Origin of the sequence: Burkholderia sp. MSMB1835 (genome assembly GCF_001526365.1) — a bacterium.
Lineage (GTDB): Bacteria > Pseudomonadota > Gammaproteobacteria > Burkholderiales > Burkholderiaceae > Burkholderia.
In genome coordinates this window covers 19661-34444 of sequence record NZ_LOYP01000031.1, presented here as the reverse complement: position 1 = coordinate 34444, position 14784 = coordinate 19661, and the positions used below count along the sequence as shown (strand labels likewise).

General features: G+C 67.7%; 11 protein-coding genes and 1 tRNA gene. 4 read left to right on the top strand and 8 right to left on the bottom strand.

Translation table 11 applies throughout. The features are described 5' to 3' along the window. Window positions 1–181: 181 nt before the first annotated feature. Window positions 182–2269 (top strand): M3 family metallopeptidase, encoded by a 2088-nt coding sequence (locus WS96_RS13440; RefSeq protein WP_059833128.1) that lies wholly within the window; start codon window positions 182–184, stop codon window positions 2267–2269. Between the two features lie 57 nt (window positions 2270–2326). On the opposite strand, the gene dinB is transcribed toward WS96_RS13440, so the two are convergent. After that, the gene (gene dinB, locus WS96_RS13435) at window positions 2327–3490 is read right to left on the bottom strand and encodes a DNA polymerase IV (RefSeq protein ID WP_059833126.1); all 1164 of its coding nucleotides are present in this window, start codon (window positions 3488–3490) and stop codon (window positions 2327–2329) included. A gap of 137 nt (window positions 3491–3627) precedes the next feature. Here dinB and WS96_RS13430 point away from each other — a divergent pair, with 137 nt between their 5' ends. Beyond that, a complete protein-coding gene (locus tag WS96_RS13430; protein ID WP_059833125.1) occupies window positions 3628–4320 on the top strand; it encodes an aspartate/glutamate racemase family protein in 693 nt (230 codons plus the stop codon). Window positions 4321–4587: 267 nt separating this feature from the next. On the opposite strand, the gene WS96_RS13425 is transcribed toward WS96_RS13430, so the two are convergent. After that, window positions 4588–4664: transfer RNA gene (locus tag WS96_RS13425), tRNA-Met, on the bottom strand. A 183-nt stretch (window positions 4665–4847) separates the two neighbouring features. On the opposite strand from WS96_RS13425, the gene xth reads away from it, so the two are divergent. After that, the gene (xth, locus tag WS96_RS13420) at window positions 4848–5624 is read left to right on the top strand and encodes an exodeoxyribonuclease III (protein WP_059833123.1); all 777 of its coding nucleotides are present in this window, start codon (window positions 4848–4850) and stop codon (window positions 5622–5624) included. Between the two features lie 21 nt (window positions 5625–5645). Here xth and WS96_RS13415 read toward each other — a convergent pair whose 3' ends face one another. The 4 genes from WS96_RS13415 to glnA form a co-directional block, all read right to left on the bottom strand. Continuing rightward, window positions 5646–7763, bottom strand: coding sequence for a prolyl oligopeptidase family serine peptidase (locus tag WS96_RS13415; protein WP_059833120.1), 2118 nt, complete (start codon window positions 7761–7763; stop codon window positions 5646–5648). Window positions 7764–7855: 92 nt separating this feature from the next. Continuing rightward, window positions 7856–9370, bottom strand: coding sequence for a nitrogen regulation protein NR(I) (gene ntrC, locus WS96_RS13410; protein WP_059833118.1), 1515 nt, complete (start codon window positions 9368–9370; stop codon window positions 7856–7858). Between the two features lie 46 nt (window positions 9371–9416). Beyond that, on the bottom strand, window positions 9417–10559 hold the full coding sequence (gene glnL, locus WS96_RS13405) for a nitrogen regulation protein NR(II) (RefSeq protein WP_059505728.1): 1143 nt from the start codon (window positions 10557–10559) through the stop codon (window positions 9417–9419). A gap of 160 nt (window positions 10560–10719) precedes the next feature. Beyond that, window positions 10720–12135 (bottom strand): type I glutamate--ammonia ligase, encoded by a 1416-nt coding sequence (gene glnA, locus WS96_RS13400; RefSeq protein ID WP_034207771.1) that lies wholly within the window; start codon window positions 12133–12135, stop codon window positions 10720–10722. 405 nt (window positions 12136–12540) lie between these two features. Between glnA and WS96_RS13395 the strand changes: the two genes are divergently transcribed. Further along, on the top strand, window positions 12541–13005 hold the full coding sequence (locus WS96_RS13395; RefSeq protein WP_059826000.1) for a rhodanese-like domain-containing protein: 465 nt from the start codon (window positions 12541–12543) through the stop codon (window positions 13003–13005). A gap of 114 nt (window positions 13006–13119) precedes the next feature. Here the strand turns inward: WS96_RS13395 and WS96_RS13390 are convergent, their stop codons facing one another. Next, entirely contained in the window at window positions 13120–13935 is an 816-nt protein-coding gene (locus WS96_RS13390) for a competence/damage-inducible protein A (protein ID WP_059833115.1), read from the bottom strand. Then, window positions 13932–14759 carry an EI24 domain-containing protein gene (locus WS96_RS13385; RefSeq protein WP_059782943.1) on the bottom strand — a complete coding sequence of 276 codons (828 nt, stop codon included), beginning with the start codon at window positions 14757–14759 and terminating at the stop codon, window positions 13932–13934. The genes WS96_RS13390 and WS96_RS13385 overlap by 4 nt, the downstream gene beginning before the upstream one ends. Window positions 14760–14784: the final 25 nt, after the last annotated feature.

Below are 14784 nucleotides of genomic sequence, written 5' to 3'. Positions count from 1 at the left end.
CTGCATCGCGCCCGCCGGCACGTCCGACACCGCGCATCCGACCCTGCGTCAATCGCGTCGTTAGAAACTAACGATTGGAAAGCGCACGATGCGCCCCAATAATGTCGGTATCGGGCGCGCTCGCGCCCAGCCGCCGTTACCCTTTTCATCCCGGTTCATCCGGCAACAGACAGGGAGTCTTATGTCCGCCAGCGCCAATACCAATCCGCTCCTCGACTTCTCCGGCCTGCCCCGTTTCGGCGAGATCCGCCCGGAGCACGTGACGCCCGCGCTCGACACGCTGCTCGACGCCGCCAGCCGCGCGGTCGAAACGGCGAGCGCGAGCGACACGCCGTCGACCTGGGCCGCCGTCGTCGAGACGGTCGAGCAGGCCACGGAGCCGCTCGGCCGTGCGTGGGGCATCGTCGGCCACCTGAACGCGGTCGCCGACACGCCCGAACTGCGGGCTGCCTACGGTGAAAACCTGCCGCGCGTGACCGAGTTCTGGTCGAGCGTCGGCCAGAATCTCGCGCTGTACGAAAAGTACAAGGCGATCGCCGCGAGCGCCGAATACGCGACGCTGTCCGCCGAGCGCAAGAAGATCCTCGACAATGCGCTGCGCGACTTCCGCCTGTCGGGCGCCGAGCTGCCCGAGGACCAGAAGCCGCGCTTCGCGGAACTGCAGGAACAGCAGGCCGCGCTGTCGAAGGCGTTTTCCGATCACGTGCTCGACGCGACCAACGCGTACGCATACTTCGCGAAGGACGAAGCCAAGCTGGCCGGCCTGCCCGGCGACGCGATCGAGGCCGCCCGCGAAGCCGCGCAGAAGGACGGCAAGGAAGGCTGGAAATTCACGCTGCATTTCCCGTCGTATTTCCCGGTGCTGCAGTACGCCGACGACCGCGCGCTGCGCGAGACGCTCTATCGCGCCTATGCAACCCGCGCGTCGGAACTCGGGCCGCAGTACGGCGACGGCAAGGCCGAATGGGACAACACGGCGATCGTCGCCGATGCGCTGAAGCTGCGCCGCGAAGAGGCGCAGATGCTCGGCTATCGCAACTTCGCCGAAGTCTCGCTCGCGCCGAAGATGGCCGAATCGCCGCAGCAGGTGATCGCGTTCCTCGAGGATCTCGCGACGCGCGCACGCCCGCACGCGGAGAAAGACTGGGACGAGCTGCGCACGTTCGCCGCGAAGGAGCTCGGCCTCGCCGAACTCGCGCCGTGGGACGTCGCGTACGCGGCCGAAAAGCTCCGCCAGCAGCGCTATGCGTTCTCGGAAAACGAAGTCAAGCAGTACTTCCCGGAACCGGCCGCGCTGAAGGGCCTGTTCACCGTCACCGAAACGCTGTTCGGCGTACGGATCAAGCCGGACGACGCGCCGGTATGGCACAAGGACGTGCGCTTCTTCCGCGTCGAGAATCGCGACGGCTCGCTCGTCGCGCAGTTCTATCTCGACCTGTACGCGCGCGAAGGCAAGCGCGGCGGCGCGTGGATGGACGACGCCCGTTCGCGCGCGAAGCGCGGCAGCGACGTGCAGACGCCGGTCGCGTACCTGACCTGCAACTTCTCCGCGCCGGTCGGCGGCAAGCCCGCGTGCTTCACGCACGACGAGGTCATCACGCTGTTCCATGAATTCGGCCACGGGCTGCACCACATGCTCACGCGCGTCGACGAACTCGGCGTGTCGGGCATCAACGGCGTCGAGTGGGATGCGGTCGAACTGCCGTCGCAGTTCATGGAAAACTTCTGCTGGGAATGGGACGTGCTGTCGTCGATGTCGTCGCACGTCGATACGGGCGCCGCGCTGCCGCGCGAGCTGTTCGACAAGATGATCGCCGCGAAGAACTTCCAGAGCGGGCTCGGCACGCTGCGCCAGATCGTGTTCTCGATGTTCGACATGCTGCTGCACGTCGACTTCGATCCGGCCGGCGCCACCGGCGTGACCGCGTTCGCGCGCGAGATCAACGAGCGCTACCACGTGATCCCGCAGGCCGCGTTCTCGCGCTGGCCGAACACGTTCAGCCACATCTTCGCGGGCGGCTACGCAGCCGGCTACTACAGCTACAAGTGGGCCGAAGTGCTGTCGGCCGACGCGTACGCGGCGTTCGAGGAAGCGGCCGCCGCCAGCGGCAGCGTGCTCGACGCGGCAACCGGCACGCGCTATCGCCGCGAAATCCTCGAGGTCGGCGGCAGCCGTCCGGCGATGGAGTCGTTCAAGGCGTTCCGCGGCCGCGAGCCGCAGATCGACGCGCTGCTGCGTCACAACGGGATGGCCGCGCCCGCGCACTGAGCGCGCCGCCCGGCCCGCCGGCAGCATCGACAGGCACCGCTTCGGCGGTGCCTTTTTTCATGGCGCGGGCGCGGCGTCGTCGAACAGCAGGAATTGCCCGTGGCGCTCGGCCGTGTCCTCGTCGATACGCACGCCGACGCCGAGCAGCCGCACCGGCTGCGCGCGCCGCAACAACCCCTTCGCGAGCAGCGTGACGGCCGTCTCGGCATTCGTCGCGTCGGCCACGCACTCGACCGTCGTGCGCTGGAAATCGGCGAAGCGAATCTTCACGTACAGCTTGCGGATCGAACGCGCGGCGCCCGCGCGCTCGATCCGCGCGTCGAGTTGCACGACGAGGCGGCGGATTTCGTCCGCGCATTGCTCGAGCGTCGTCAGGTCGGTCACGTAGGTCGTCTCGACGCTGACCGACTTGCGCTCCTGATCGGCCTGCACCGGCCGCTCGTCGATCCCGCGCGACAGTTCGTACAGCCGCCGCCCGAACGCGCCGAACTCGCGGTGCAGGTCGATCAGCGGCCAGTCGCGCAACTGCGCGCAAGTCTGGATGCCGAGCCGATCGAGCCGCGTGGCCGTCACCTTGCCGACGCCGTGCAGCTTGCGCACCGGCAACGCCGCGACGAACGCGTCGATCTCGTGCGGCCGCACGACGAACAGTCCGTCGGGCTTGTTCCAGTCGGATGCGATCTTCGCGATGAACTTGTTCGGCGCGACGCCCGCCGATACGGTCACGCCGACCGCGTCGCGCACCCGCTCGCGGATCTCGCGCGCAATCAGCGTCGCACTGCCCTGGCAACGTTCCGACCCGCTGACGTCGAGGTACGCCTCGTCGAGCGACAGCGGCTCGACGTCCGGCGTGTAGTCGCGATAGATCGCCATGATCTGCCGCGATGCCGCACGGTACTTGTCCATGGCGGACGGCAGGATCAGCAGGTCCGGGCACTTGCGCATCGCCAGCGCCGACGACATCGCCGAATGCACGCCGTAGCGCCGCGCCTCGTAGTTGCAGGTCGCGATCACGCCGCGCTGGTCGGGCCGGCCGCCGACCGCGAGCGGCCGGTTGCGCAGCGACGGGTCGTCGCGCATCTCGACCGACGCGTAGAAGCAGTCGCAATCGCAGTGAATGATCTTGCGCGCGCGCGGCAGCGCGTCGCCCGGCGGCGGCGCGTGCGGATCGGCTGGCGGAATGATGGTGGGGTTCACGGTGCCGATACTGTACAAAAACACAGTGCCGGTTTCAACTGCCGCGTACGTCCACTGCCGGCTGCGCCGTACCGGCCCGATTTGCGCGGATCGTATCGGCCGGGTTCGGGCAGCGGCGCCTATACTCGTCTGCCGCGACACACGAAACGCAAAGGTGACGGATGAAGACGATCGGACTGATCGGCGGCATGAGCTGGGAATCGTCGGCCGAGTACTACCGGATGATCAACCGGCACTCGAAGGCATTGCACGGCGGGCATCACAACGCGAAAAGCGTGCTGGTCACGGTCGACTTCGCCGAAATCGAAGCGCTGCAGCGCACGCACGACTGGGTCGCGCTCGGCGAACGGATGGCCGATGCCGCGCGCCAGCTCGAAGCGGCCGGCGCCGATCTCGTCGTCCTCACGACCAATACGATGCATCGCGTGCACGACGCGATCGAAGCCGCGGTGAAGCTGCCGTTCCTGCACATCGCCGATCCGACCGGCAACGCGCTGCGCGACGTGGGCGTCGAGCGCGTCGCCCTGCTCGGCACGCGCTACACGATGGAGTTGCCGTTCTACACGGAGCGGCTGCGCGGGAAGTTCGGGCTCGACGTGCTGGTGCCGGACGAACGCGGGCGCGACGACGTGCACCGGATCATCTACGACGAGCTGTGCCACGGCGTCGCCTCGGCGCCATCGCGCGCGACGTATGTGTCGATCATCGACGGACTGGCCGCGCGCGGCGCACAGGCCGTGATCCTCGGCTGCACGGAAATCACGCTGCTGATCGGCGCGGACGATTCGCCGCTGCCGGTATTCGATACGACCGCGTTGCATGCGAAGGCGGCCGTCGAGTGGGCGGCGCGCTGAACGACGCGCGCCGCCGCGTATCGCCATCGCCGCCGGATGCGGCGGAATACGGGCAAGGACCAGTGCGCGGTGCGGTCGGGCACGCCGAACGCAACGGCCACGCGGATCGACACGACGCCCTATCCGCTCGAGAACGGCTTCCTGCCCGGGAACCCGGGCGCGCGGAAATAACGGGCGGGCGCGGAAAACAAAAAACCCGGCACGAAGCCGGGTTTTTGTCGACGAAGTGCGCATCGGTCAATTGCGCTGCACATCGTCTGGTGTGCTTGGTTGCGGGGACAGGATTTGAACCTGTGACCTTCGGGTTATGAGCCCGACGAGCTGCCAGACTGCTCCACCCCGCGTCAGAGAAATAAATTATAGGGTGAGGAAGTACTCACGTCAATACTTTTGTCACAATTTCTGCATCCACTGCCCGGGCGCCGACGCGGGACACGTGCGCGACGCTGCGTGACGCGCGCGTTCGCACCCCATGCTCGCGGTAAGATGGCGGCCTTCGCATTCACGCCGCACACACCCTTCCGTTCATGAAAATCGCCACCTGGAACGTCAACTCGCTCAATGTCCGCAAACAGCATGTGCTCGACTGGCTCGCGCAAAGCGGAGCCGACGTGCTGTGCCTGCAGGAACTGAAGCTGCCGGACGAGAAATTCCCGCGCGCCGATCTCGAGGCAGCCGGCTACCGCAGTTGGTTCACGGGCCAGAAGACCTACAACGGCGTCGCGATCCTCGTGCGCGACACGCTCGCCGTCGACGAATCGGACGTCGTGCGCAACATCCCGGGCTTCGACGATCCGCAGCAGCGCGTGATCGCCGCGACGGTCGACGGCGTGCGCATCGTGTCCGCCTACTTCCCGAACGGCCAGGCGCTCGACTCCGACAAGTTCGTCTACAAGATGCAGTGGCTCGACGCGCTGCAAGCGTGGCTGCGCACCGAGTTGCAGCGCTACCCGAAGCTCGCGCTGCTCGGCGACTACAACATCGCACCGGAAGACCGCGACGTGCACGATCCCGCGAAATGGGAAGGCCAGAACCTCGTGTCGCCGCAGGAGCGCGCACACTTCGCGCAACTGATCGAACTCGGCTTCGTCGATGCGTTCCGCCGCTTCGAGCAGCCCGAGAAGACCTTCACGTGGTGGGACTACCGGATGATGGCGTTCCGCCGCAACGCGGGGCTGCGCATCGACCACATCCTGCTGTCGCCGGCGCTCGCGGCGACCTGCGCATCGTGCGAAGTCGATCGCACGCCGCGCACGTGGGAACAGCCGTCCGACCACACGCCCGTCGTCGCGGTCGTCTGCTGATCGCGCAAGCGCCGCGCGCAATCAGCGCCGCGCGGGCGCCGGCCCGAGATGGACCCACAGGAAGCCGAATTCGGCTGCGTCGGCTTCCGCGCGCTCGAGATCGTCGGCGCTGCCGTGGCCGCCGTCGGTGTTCTCCCAGTACCACACCCGCTCGTGACCGAGCGCCTGCATGCGCGCGGCCATCTTGCGCGCATGCGCGGGATGCACGCGATCGTCGCGGGTCGACGTCGTCAGCAACAACGGCGGATACGCGACGTCTTCGCGCACGCGGTGATACGGCGAATACGCGGCCAGCGCCGCGCCTTCGCGCGGATCGTCGGGGTCGCCGTATTCGTCGAGCCAGGCGGCGCCCGCGTGCAGCTTCGGATAGCGCTGCATGTCGAGCAGCGGCACGCGGCACAGCACCGCGCCGAACAGCTCCGGCCGCTGCATCATGCACGCGGCGACCAGCAGTCCGCCGTTGCTGCCGCCCTCGATCCCGAGTTGCGCGGCGGTCGTCACGCCGGTCGCGGCCAGATCCTCGGCGACCGCGATGAAATCGTCGAACGAACGCTGCCGGTGTTCGCGCTGCGCGTCGACGTGCCAGCGCGGCCCGAATTCGCCGCCGCCGCGGATGTGCGCGAACGCCATCACGCCGCCGCGTTCGAGCCAGCCGATGCCGAACGCATCGCTGTAGCCCGGCAGATTCGGGATCGCAAAGCCGCCATAGCCGGACAGCAAGCACGGCCGCGCGACGCGCGCGCCGCCTTGCGGCACGTCGAGCGCATCGCGCGGCCCGATCAGCGTGTACGGCACCACCGTGCCGTCGCGCGAACGCGCGCTCGCGCGGCGTACGACGAGCCCGGCCGCGTCGAACTGCACCGGCGGCCGGTCGAGCAGCACGCGGCGCGACCGCGCATCGTCCGCGCGATCGGCAAGATCGGCAAGATCGGCCAGCCAGCATTCGGGCGGATCGAGATACGTGTCGACATCGACGTACACCTCGTCGTTCAGCGTCGATTCGACTGGCTCGATGTCGATCTGTGCCTCGCCCGGCCAGTCGAACGGCCGCGCGTCCCACGTCCACGCACCGTCGTCGGCCTGCCGCGGCTGCCACAGCATCGTGCGGTTGTGCACGTCGTCGAGCCAGCTCGCGATCAGCATCGTGCGCGTGTGCGTCCACGTACAGGCGGACGTCGTCGGCCGCGGCGCGAACAGCGTCGTGAATTCGCGCGCGCCGGCGAGGAACGCCTGCTCGCGGATCGCGAGCAGCGAGCCGCCGGCGTGGCGCACGCCGTCGCAATCCCAGTCGAGGCGCGGCTCCAGCACGAGCCAGCCTTCCCAGAACCCGACCTCGACATGCGTCGGCACGTCGTAGCGCGCCCATTCGCCGGCGTCGGTCAGCCGGTACGCATGAGCGTCGAAGAAATCGACGCTGCGCCACGCGACGTGACGGCGATCGATCGGGTCGTACCATGCGCCCGCGCTGATGTCATCCGGCTCGCCGCGGAACACGACCGGCGCGTCGGCGAGCGGCGTGCCGCGCACCCAGCGCCGCGCTTCATACGGATAACCGGCGGCGGTCGCGTGCGCTTCGCCGCGATCCCAGCTCACGTAGACGGTGTCGCGATCGATCCAGCCGACCGTGTGATGGCCCGGCGCGTCGATCGTGAAACCGCCGTCGACGAAACGGCGCGCGACGAGGTCGAATTCGCGCACGACGACCGCGTCGGCGCCGCCCGGCGACAGCGACAGCAGCACGCGATCGCCGTCCGGATACAGGATCGCCTCCTGCTCGAACACCCACGACTCGCCCTCTTCGACGCCGAGCGCGTCGACGTCGAGCAGCGTTTCCCAGGCCGGCTGGCCGGCCCGCCAGTCGGCCCAGCGCGTGCGGCGCCACAGTCCCTTCGGATGGAGATCGTCCTGCCACAGGTCGTACGCCCAGTCGCGCCAGCGGGTCGGAATCACCGGGCGTTCGCGCGGCAGATACGCTTTCGCGAGACGCGCGGTCAGCGCACGATACGCGTCGTCGTCGCGCAGCGCGGCGTGCGTGCGCGCATTCTGCTCGTCGACCCACGTGCGGGCGCGCTTGCTGTCGAGCGCTTCGAGGAAACGGAACGGGTCGGCCCCGGCGGGCCAGCGGAAGGAATCGGACATGGTGGATCGACGGAATGGCAAGCTGCGTGCAAACCGCGATTATGTCCGATCGCGGCATGCGCGAACCCGCGCATGCCGCGCATCGTGCCCGGTCAGGGCTCCAGATGGAGTTCCTGGATCTTGCGCGTGATCGTGTTGCGACCGATGCCGAGCCGCTCCGCGGCCTCGACCTTGCGGCCGCGCGTGAAGTCGAGCGCCTCGCGGATCACGGCCGCCTCGAAGCGACGCGCGAGCTCGTCCATCACGTCGGCCGAGTTCTCGCGCAACAACCGCGCGACCTCGGTGCGCAGCCCGTGCTCCCACAGCGGGTAGCCGGCCGGCGCGCTGCCGTTCGCCGCGCTCGCGACGGGCGCGGCGGCGGGCGGCGCCGCACCGATCGCGGCAGGCGCCGCCGCGTGGCCGCCGCTGCCGTGTGCGTCCGCGCCGTCGCCCGACGCGACGACCGGCGCCCCGGCCGGCACGAGGTCGGGCGGCAGGTCCTTGATCTCGACCGTCTGCGCGGGCGCCATCACGGTCAGCCAGTTCGCGAGATTCTCGAGCTGCCGTACGTTGCCGGGAAACGGCAGCGACGTGAGATAAGCGAGCGCGTCGTCGGACACGCGCTTCGGCTCGACGCCGAGATCGCGCGCGCTCTTCTGCAGGAAGTGGCGCGTGAGCAGCGCGATGTCCTCGCTGCGTTCGCGCAGCGGCGGCAGGCGCAGCCGGATCACGTTGAGCCGGTGGTAAAGGTCCTCGCGGAACAGCCCCTGCCGCACTCGCGACTCGAGATTCTGGTGCGTCGCGGCGATCACGCGCACGTTCGCGCGCAGCGGGTTGTGCCCGCCGACCCGATAGAACTGCCCGTCCGACAGCACGCGCAACAGGCGCGTCTGCAGGTCGAACGGCATGTCGCCGATTTCGTCGAGGAACAGCGTGCCGTTCTCGGCCTGCTCGAAGCGGCCCTGCCGCGTCGTCTGCGCGCCGGTGAACGCGCCGCGCTCGTGGCCGAACAGTTCGGACTCGAGCAGGTCCTTCGGAATCGCCGCCGTGTTCAGCGCGATGAACGGCCCGTTCGCGCGCGGGCTGTGACGGTGCAGCGCCCGTGCGACGAGCTCCTTGCCGGTGCCCGACTCGCCGGTGATCAGCACGGTCGCGGCCGAATGCGACAGCCGGCCGATCGCACGGAACATGTCCTGCATCGCGGGCGCCTGGCCGAGCATCTCGGGCGCGTCGGCCACGCGCTCGTCCTGCGGCGCGCCGCCGCGCAGGCTTTCTTCCACCGCACGGCGGATCAGCTCGACCGCCTTGTCGACGTCGAACGGCTTCGCGAGGTATTCGAACGCGCCGCCCTGGAACGCCGCGACGGCGCTGTCGAGATCGGAGAACGCCGTCATGATGATGACGGGCAGGCCCGGCAGCCGCTCGTGCATCGCCTGCAGCAACTCGAGGCCCGAGCCGCCCGGCATCCGGATGTCGGACACGAGTACCTGCGGCGTCTCGTGGTCGAGCGCGGCCAGCGCGTCGCGCACGTTCGCGAAGCTCTTCGTCGCGAAGCTGTCCCGGGCGAGCGCCTTTTCAAGCACCCAGCGGATCGATTGGTCGTCGTCTACTATCCAGATCGGCTTCATAGGTCGGTCAGATATGGGGAAATCCGGTGAATCGCACTGTCGCCGCTCAATGGTCGAGCGGCAGCAGAATCTGAAATTCGGTACGTCCGGGCCGGCTTTCGACCTCGATCATCCCGTCGTGCTGCTGCACGAACGTCTGCGCGAGCGTGAGGCCGAGGCCGCTGCCGTCGTCGCGTCCGGACACGAGCGGGTAGAAGATCCGGTCGCGGATCTCTTCCGGAATGCCGGGCCCGTTGTCGATCACGTGCAAGTCCAGTGCCAGCCGGTACAGGCGCTTGGCGATCGTCACCTTGCGCGCGATGCGCGTGCGCAGCTCGATCTTCGCGTCGCCCTGCGCAATCCGTTCGCGCAGCGCCTGCGCGGCGTTGCGCACGATGTTCAGCAGCGCCTGGATCAACTGCTCCTTGTCGCCGCGCAGGTCCGGCACGCTCACGTCGTAATCGCGCTCGATCGTGAGCCCGCGCGGGAATTCCGCGAGCATCACCGCGCGTACGCGTTCGCACACTTCATGAATGTTCACGTCGCCGACGATATGCGGATGCCGGTGCGGCTCCAGCAACCGGTCGACGAGCGTCTGCAGGCGGTCGGACTCCTTGATGATCACCTGCGTGTATTCGCGCAACTCGCCGCGCTCGCGCTCGCCCAGTTCGAATTCGAGCAGCTGGGCTGCGCCGCGAATGCCGCCGAGCGGGTTCTTGATCTCGTGCGCGAGGTTGCGGATCAGTTGCTTGTTGACCGCGGTCAGGTCGTGGATGCGCTCTTCCCGATCGGTGCGCGACTGCCGTTCGTTCTCGAACAGCTCGACGAGCACGAAATCGGGCGCGGTCTCGAGGAAGCCGACGATCGCGTGCACGTGCAGCGGCTCCCGGCCGGGCCGGTCGAGCACGGTATCGAGGTGCGTCGCGTGAAAGCGTTCCTGGCCGATCGCGGTGATCGTCGATGCCAGCTCGTTCGCGTTCGGGAAAATTTCGCCCCACGGCCGCTGCGCGAGTTGCCGCCGCGAGATGTCGAGCATCGCCTCCGCGGACGGGTTCGCGAACGCGATCCGCAGCGTCTTGCGGTCGAGCACGATCACGACCGTCGGCAGCGCTTCGAGCCCCGCCAGCAGACCCGAGCGCGAGAGCCGCTCGTCGTCCGTCAGTCGTTCGGGCTGCCCCGTTTTCGCCTTGATCAGATTCTTCAGAACCATCTGCGTGCTTGTCGCGCCTCACCGGGCAGTAAATGAAAATCGTCGGAACAAAAAAGGGACGGCCGGACGCCGTCCCCTTTCAGACTCCGCCGCTCCCGCCGCACACCGCGCGACGGGAACGAACCGGCATGACGGCGCCGAATCGAAGCGCCATCGCCGATTAGAGCGAGTAGTACATCTCGAACTCGATCGGGTGCGTCGTCATGCGGAACTTCGCCAGCTCCTGCTCCTTCAGCCCGAGGTACGCGTCGATCATGCCGTCCGTGAACACGCCGCCGCGCGTCAGGAACTCGCGATCCTTGTCGAGCGCCTCGAGTGCCTGGTCGAGACCCGCGCACACGGTCGGGATCTTTGCATCCTCTTCCGGCGGCAGGTCGTACAGGTTCTTGTCCGCTGCTTCGCCCGGATGGATCTTGTTCTGGATCCCGTCGAGGCCGGCCATCATCAGCGCCGAGAACAACAGGTACGGGTTCGCCATCGGGTCCGGGAAGCGCGTTTCGATACGGCGGCCCTTCGGGTTCGACACGTGCGGAATGCGGATCGATGCCGACCGGTTGCGTGCCGAGTACGCGAGCTTGACCGGTGCTTCGAAGTGCGGGACCAGACGCTTGTACGAGTTCGTCGTCGGGTTCGTGATCGCGTTCAGCGCGCGAGCGTGCTTGATGATGCCGCCGATGTAGAACAGCGCCAGTTCCGACAGGCCGGCATAGCCGTTGCCCGCGAACAGGTTCTGGCCGTCCTTCCAGATCGACTGGTGAACGTGCATGCCCGAACCGTTGTCGCCGACGACCGGCTTCGGCATGAACGTCGCCGTCTTGCCGTACGAATGCGCGACGTTATGGATGATGTACTTCGACCATTGCGTCCAGTCCGCGCGCTGCACGAGCGTCGAGAACTTCGTGCCGATTTCGTTCTGGCCCTGGCCCGCCACTTCGTGGTGGTGCACTTCGACCGGGATGCCGAGCTGTTCGAGCAGCAGGCACATTTCCGAGCGCATGTCCTGGAACGTGTCGACCGGCGCGACCGGGAAGTAGCCGCCCTTCGTGCCCGGACGGTGGCCCGTGTTGCCGCCTTCGAATTCCTTGCCTGCCGACCACGGCGCTTCTTCCGAGTTGATCTTCACGAAGCAGCCCGACATGTCCGTGTTCCACTGGACCGAGTCGAAAATGAAGAATTCCGGCTCCGGACCGAAGTAGGCCGTGTCGCCGATGCCCGTGCTCTTCAGGTAAGCTTCCGCGCGCTTCGCGAGCGAACGCGGGTCGCGCTCGTAGCCCTTGCCGTCGGCCGGCTCGACCACGTCGCAGGTCAGCACCAGCGTCGATTCTTCATAGAACGGGTCGATGAACGCAGCGCTCGGATCCGGCATGAGCAGCATGTCCGACGCCTCGATGCCCTTCCAGCCCGCGATCGACGAACCGTCGAATGCATGACCGCTTTCGAACTTGTCTTCGTCAAACGCCGAAACCGGCACCGACACGTGCTGTTCCTTGCCGCGCGTATCCGTGAAGCGGAAATCGACGAACTTGACGTCCTCGTCCTTCACGAGCTGCATGACGTCGGCGACGGTTTTACTCATAACCTCTTCTCCTGATTGAACAATTCCGGCGGACTGGGAACCGCCTCGTTTATCGAGCTGACCGGGGTCTTGCTTTGGCGCAGCGCGCCCCGATTCGACCGAATTCTATATAGCAGCTTCCGTGCCAACCATCGCAAAACCGACGCGTATCGCGCCGGCCCGCGCCGCAGCGGGGCTCGCCTGCGCGATTGCAGGGCCCGGGGCCGCACCGCCGCCGACAGGCTTGCACCTCCATGGTGCAATCCTCGGGATGCGGCGGCGCGGCCGAGTTATTCTGGTGCATGCGCGCCATTCTGCACTCTTTTGGTGAATCCGTGGTCCGTGCATGCGGCGCAGGTCGCGCGGACGTCCGTACCGCCCCGCCGCGCTAGAATGATCGTTTGACCGATACGGAGACTCCTTGCCATGAGTACGCTGGACCAGCTTTACGCGAAGGCCGACGAACGCCGCGCCCAAGGCGCGCTCGACTACGCCGGCGCGCTGCTGCCGGTCGAGGCATTCGAACTGCTGCAGCTCGACCCGTCCGCGCGCCTCGTCGACGTGCGCACGCGCGCCGAGCTCGACTGGATCGGCCGCCCGCTCGTCGGCGACGGCCAATACCTGCACATCGAATGGACGCGCTACCCGGGCGGCGTGCCGAACGCCGAATTCGTCAACGAACTGAAGGCGGCCCTGCCGGCCGATACGCCGATCCTGTTCCTGTGCCGCAGCGCCGCGCGCTCGAAGCTCGCCGCGGTCGCGTCCGCGCAGGCCGGCTACACGAAGGCGTTCGACCTGCTCGAAGGCTTCGAGGGCGCGAAGGACGCCGAAGGCCACCGCAAGACCGTCGACGGCTGGTGCTTCCGCAAACTGCCGTGGATCGGCGCATGACGGCGCGCCGAGGCCGCCGGTTGCGACAGCCTCATCGTCGAGCCGGGCGATGACATGCCGATGACGGGCCGCGTTGCGCGGCCCGTTGCTTTTGGTACGGCAGTGGCAGGCCGCTCAGGCGCGCGGCGCCTCGGGCTCGACGACGTCGCCGCCGAGCAGGTGTACGCCTTCGCGCAGCTTCACGAACGCGGCCGCGACCGCTTCCGGTTCGCCCTTCACGCCGAGATCGATGTGACGGCGCGCGTAGATGCCGCCGCGCTCCGCATCGCCGACGCTCGGCAGGCTGAACACGCGCACGCCCGGGAAATCGCGCTCGATCCTCTCCATCAGCGGCGTGAGCGTCGATTCCGGCAGTTCGAACACGTACAGCGAGCGCTCGGCATGCGGCGTCGCGTGATGCAGATGCGCGTACTGCGTATCGAGCACCCATTCGATCATCGGCCACGCCATCACCGGAAAGCCCGGCACGAAATGGAGATGGCCGACCGAGAAGCCGGGAATCCGGTTATAGCCGTTCGGGATGATCGTCGCCCCGGCCGGGAACACGCCCATGTTGAAACGGTGCTGGTTTTCCGGCGATTCGAAATCGACCGGCGCGGCCGGATCGGCGTGCATCTCGCGGATCCGCTCCGTAATCAGCGCCTTCGCTTCCGGATGCAGCTCGAGCGGCACGCCGAGCGCGGCCGCCGCGCATTGGCGCGTGTGGTCGTCCGGCGTCGCGCCGATCCCGCCCGTCGAGAACACGATGTCGCCCGACGCGATCGCGCGCGCGAGCGTCGCCGTGATGCGCGCCGGATCGTCGCCGACGTATTCGGCCCAGTCGAGCGCGAGACCGCGCGCGCCGAGCAGCTCGATGACCTTCGCCAGATGCTTGTCCTGCCGGCGGCCCGACAGGATTTCGTCGCCGATGATGATGATGCCGATGCTCATGCCTGCCCCATGTCGATTGCGGTGGCGCGCGCACTCGCGCGCAGGTCTTCGAGCGCGCGCAGGCAGTAGTGCCCGAACCACAGCGCCGAGAAGACGAGGATGAAAGCGTAAACCCAGATCATGGCGGCCGCGACGAACGGGAACAGCACCATCATCCAGACCGACGACACCCACACGAAGGTCGGCACGGTGCCGAGCAGCCCGGTCGCGACGCCGATGCCGATCAGCGGCCAGCGGTGCCGGCGCACGAGCGCGCGGCGCTCGTCGCGGCTCGCGTGCAGCGCGAGCGCATCGTAGGTCATCACGCGATACGTGAGCCAGCCCCAGATCAGCGGCGGCAGCAGCGCGAAGAACGGCGGAATCAGCCACAGCGGGATCGTGACGACGAGCAGCACGACGCCGACGAGCGCCGCGCCGAGCGAATTGAACACGCTGCCGAAGAAGGTGCCGCCCCGCTTCGGCTCGAGCGCCGCGAACTGCCGGTTCGACAGGTGCTTGATCACGACCGGCATCGAGATCGTCGCGATCAGCAGCAGCACGGTCAGCACGATCAGCGGAATGGCGAGCGACACGACCACGAACGGCGCGACGACCGCATGCAACTGCGACATGCCGATCGCATCGAACGCGCGATACAGCGCGGCCGTCAGCACGAAGCCGTCGAGCGCGCCGCGCGCGAGGTCCAGCAATGTCTGCCACGAGAACCACAGCACGGCGCCCCACAGCAGCGCCGACACGACGAACGGCATCAGGGTGAGCCACAGCATGCGCGGGTGCAGCGCGCTGGCGAGCGCCCGGACGAAGGAACGCAGCAAATCGTTCATGCGAGCCTGGGGAGTCTGGATTGAC

Excerpts from the sequence above, each read along its gene's own strand:
- WS96_RS13440 (WP_059833128.1), top strand. The coding sequence starts at position 182 with ATGTCCGCCAGCGCCAATACCAATCCGCTCCTCGACTTCTCCGGCCTG.
- WS96_RS13430 (WP_059833125.1), top strand. The coding sequence starts at position 3,628 with ATGAAGACGATCGGACTGATCGGCGGCATGAGCTGGGAATCGTCGGCC.
- xth (WP_059833123.1), top strand. The coding sequence starts at position 4,848 with ATGAAAATCGCCACCTGGAACGTCAACTCGCTCAATGTCCGCAAACAG.
- WS96_RS13415 (WP_059833120.1), bottom strand. The coding sequence starts at position 7,763 with ATGTCCGATTCCTTCCGCTGGCCCGCCGGGGCCGACCCGTTCCGTTTC.
- ntrC (WP_059833118.1), bottom strand. The coding sequence starts at position 9,370 with ATGAAGCCGATCTGGATAGTAGACGACGACCAATCGATCCGCTGGGTG.
- glnL (WP_059505728.1), bottom strand. The coding sequence starts at position 10,559 with ATGGTTCTGAAGAATCTGATCAAGGCGAAAACGGGGCAGCCCGAACGA.
- glnA (WP_034207771.1), bottom strand. The coding sequence starts at position 12,135 with ATGAGTAAAACCGTCGCCGACGTCATGCAGCTCGTGAAGGACGAGGAC.
- WS96_RS13395 (WP_059826000.1), top strand. The coding sequence starts at position 12,541 with ATGAGTACGCTGGACCAGCTTTACGCGAAGGCCGACGAACGCCGCGCC.
- WS96_RS13390 (WP_059833115.1), bottom strand. The coding sequence starts at position 13,935 with ATGAGCATCGGCATCATCATCATCGGCGACGAAATCCTGTCGGGCCGC.
- WS96_RS13385 (WP_059782943.1), bottom strand. The coding sequence starts at position 14,759 with ATGAACGATTTGCTGCGTTCCTTCGTCCGGGCGCTCGCCAGCGCGCTG.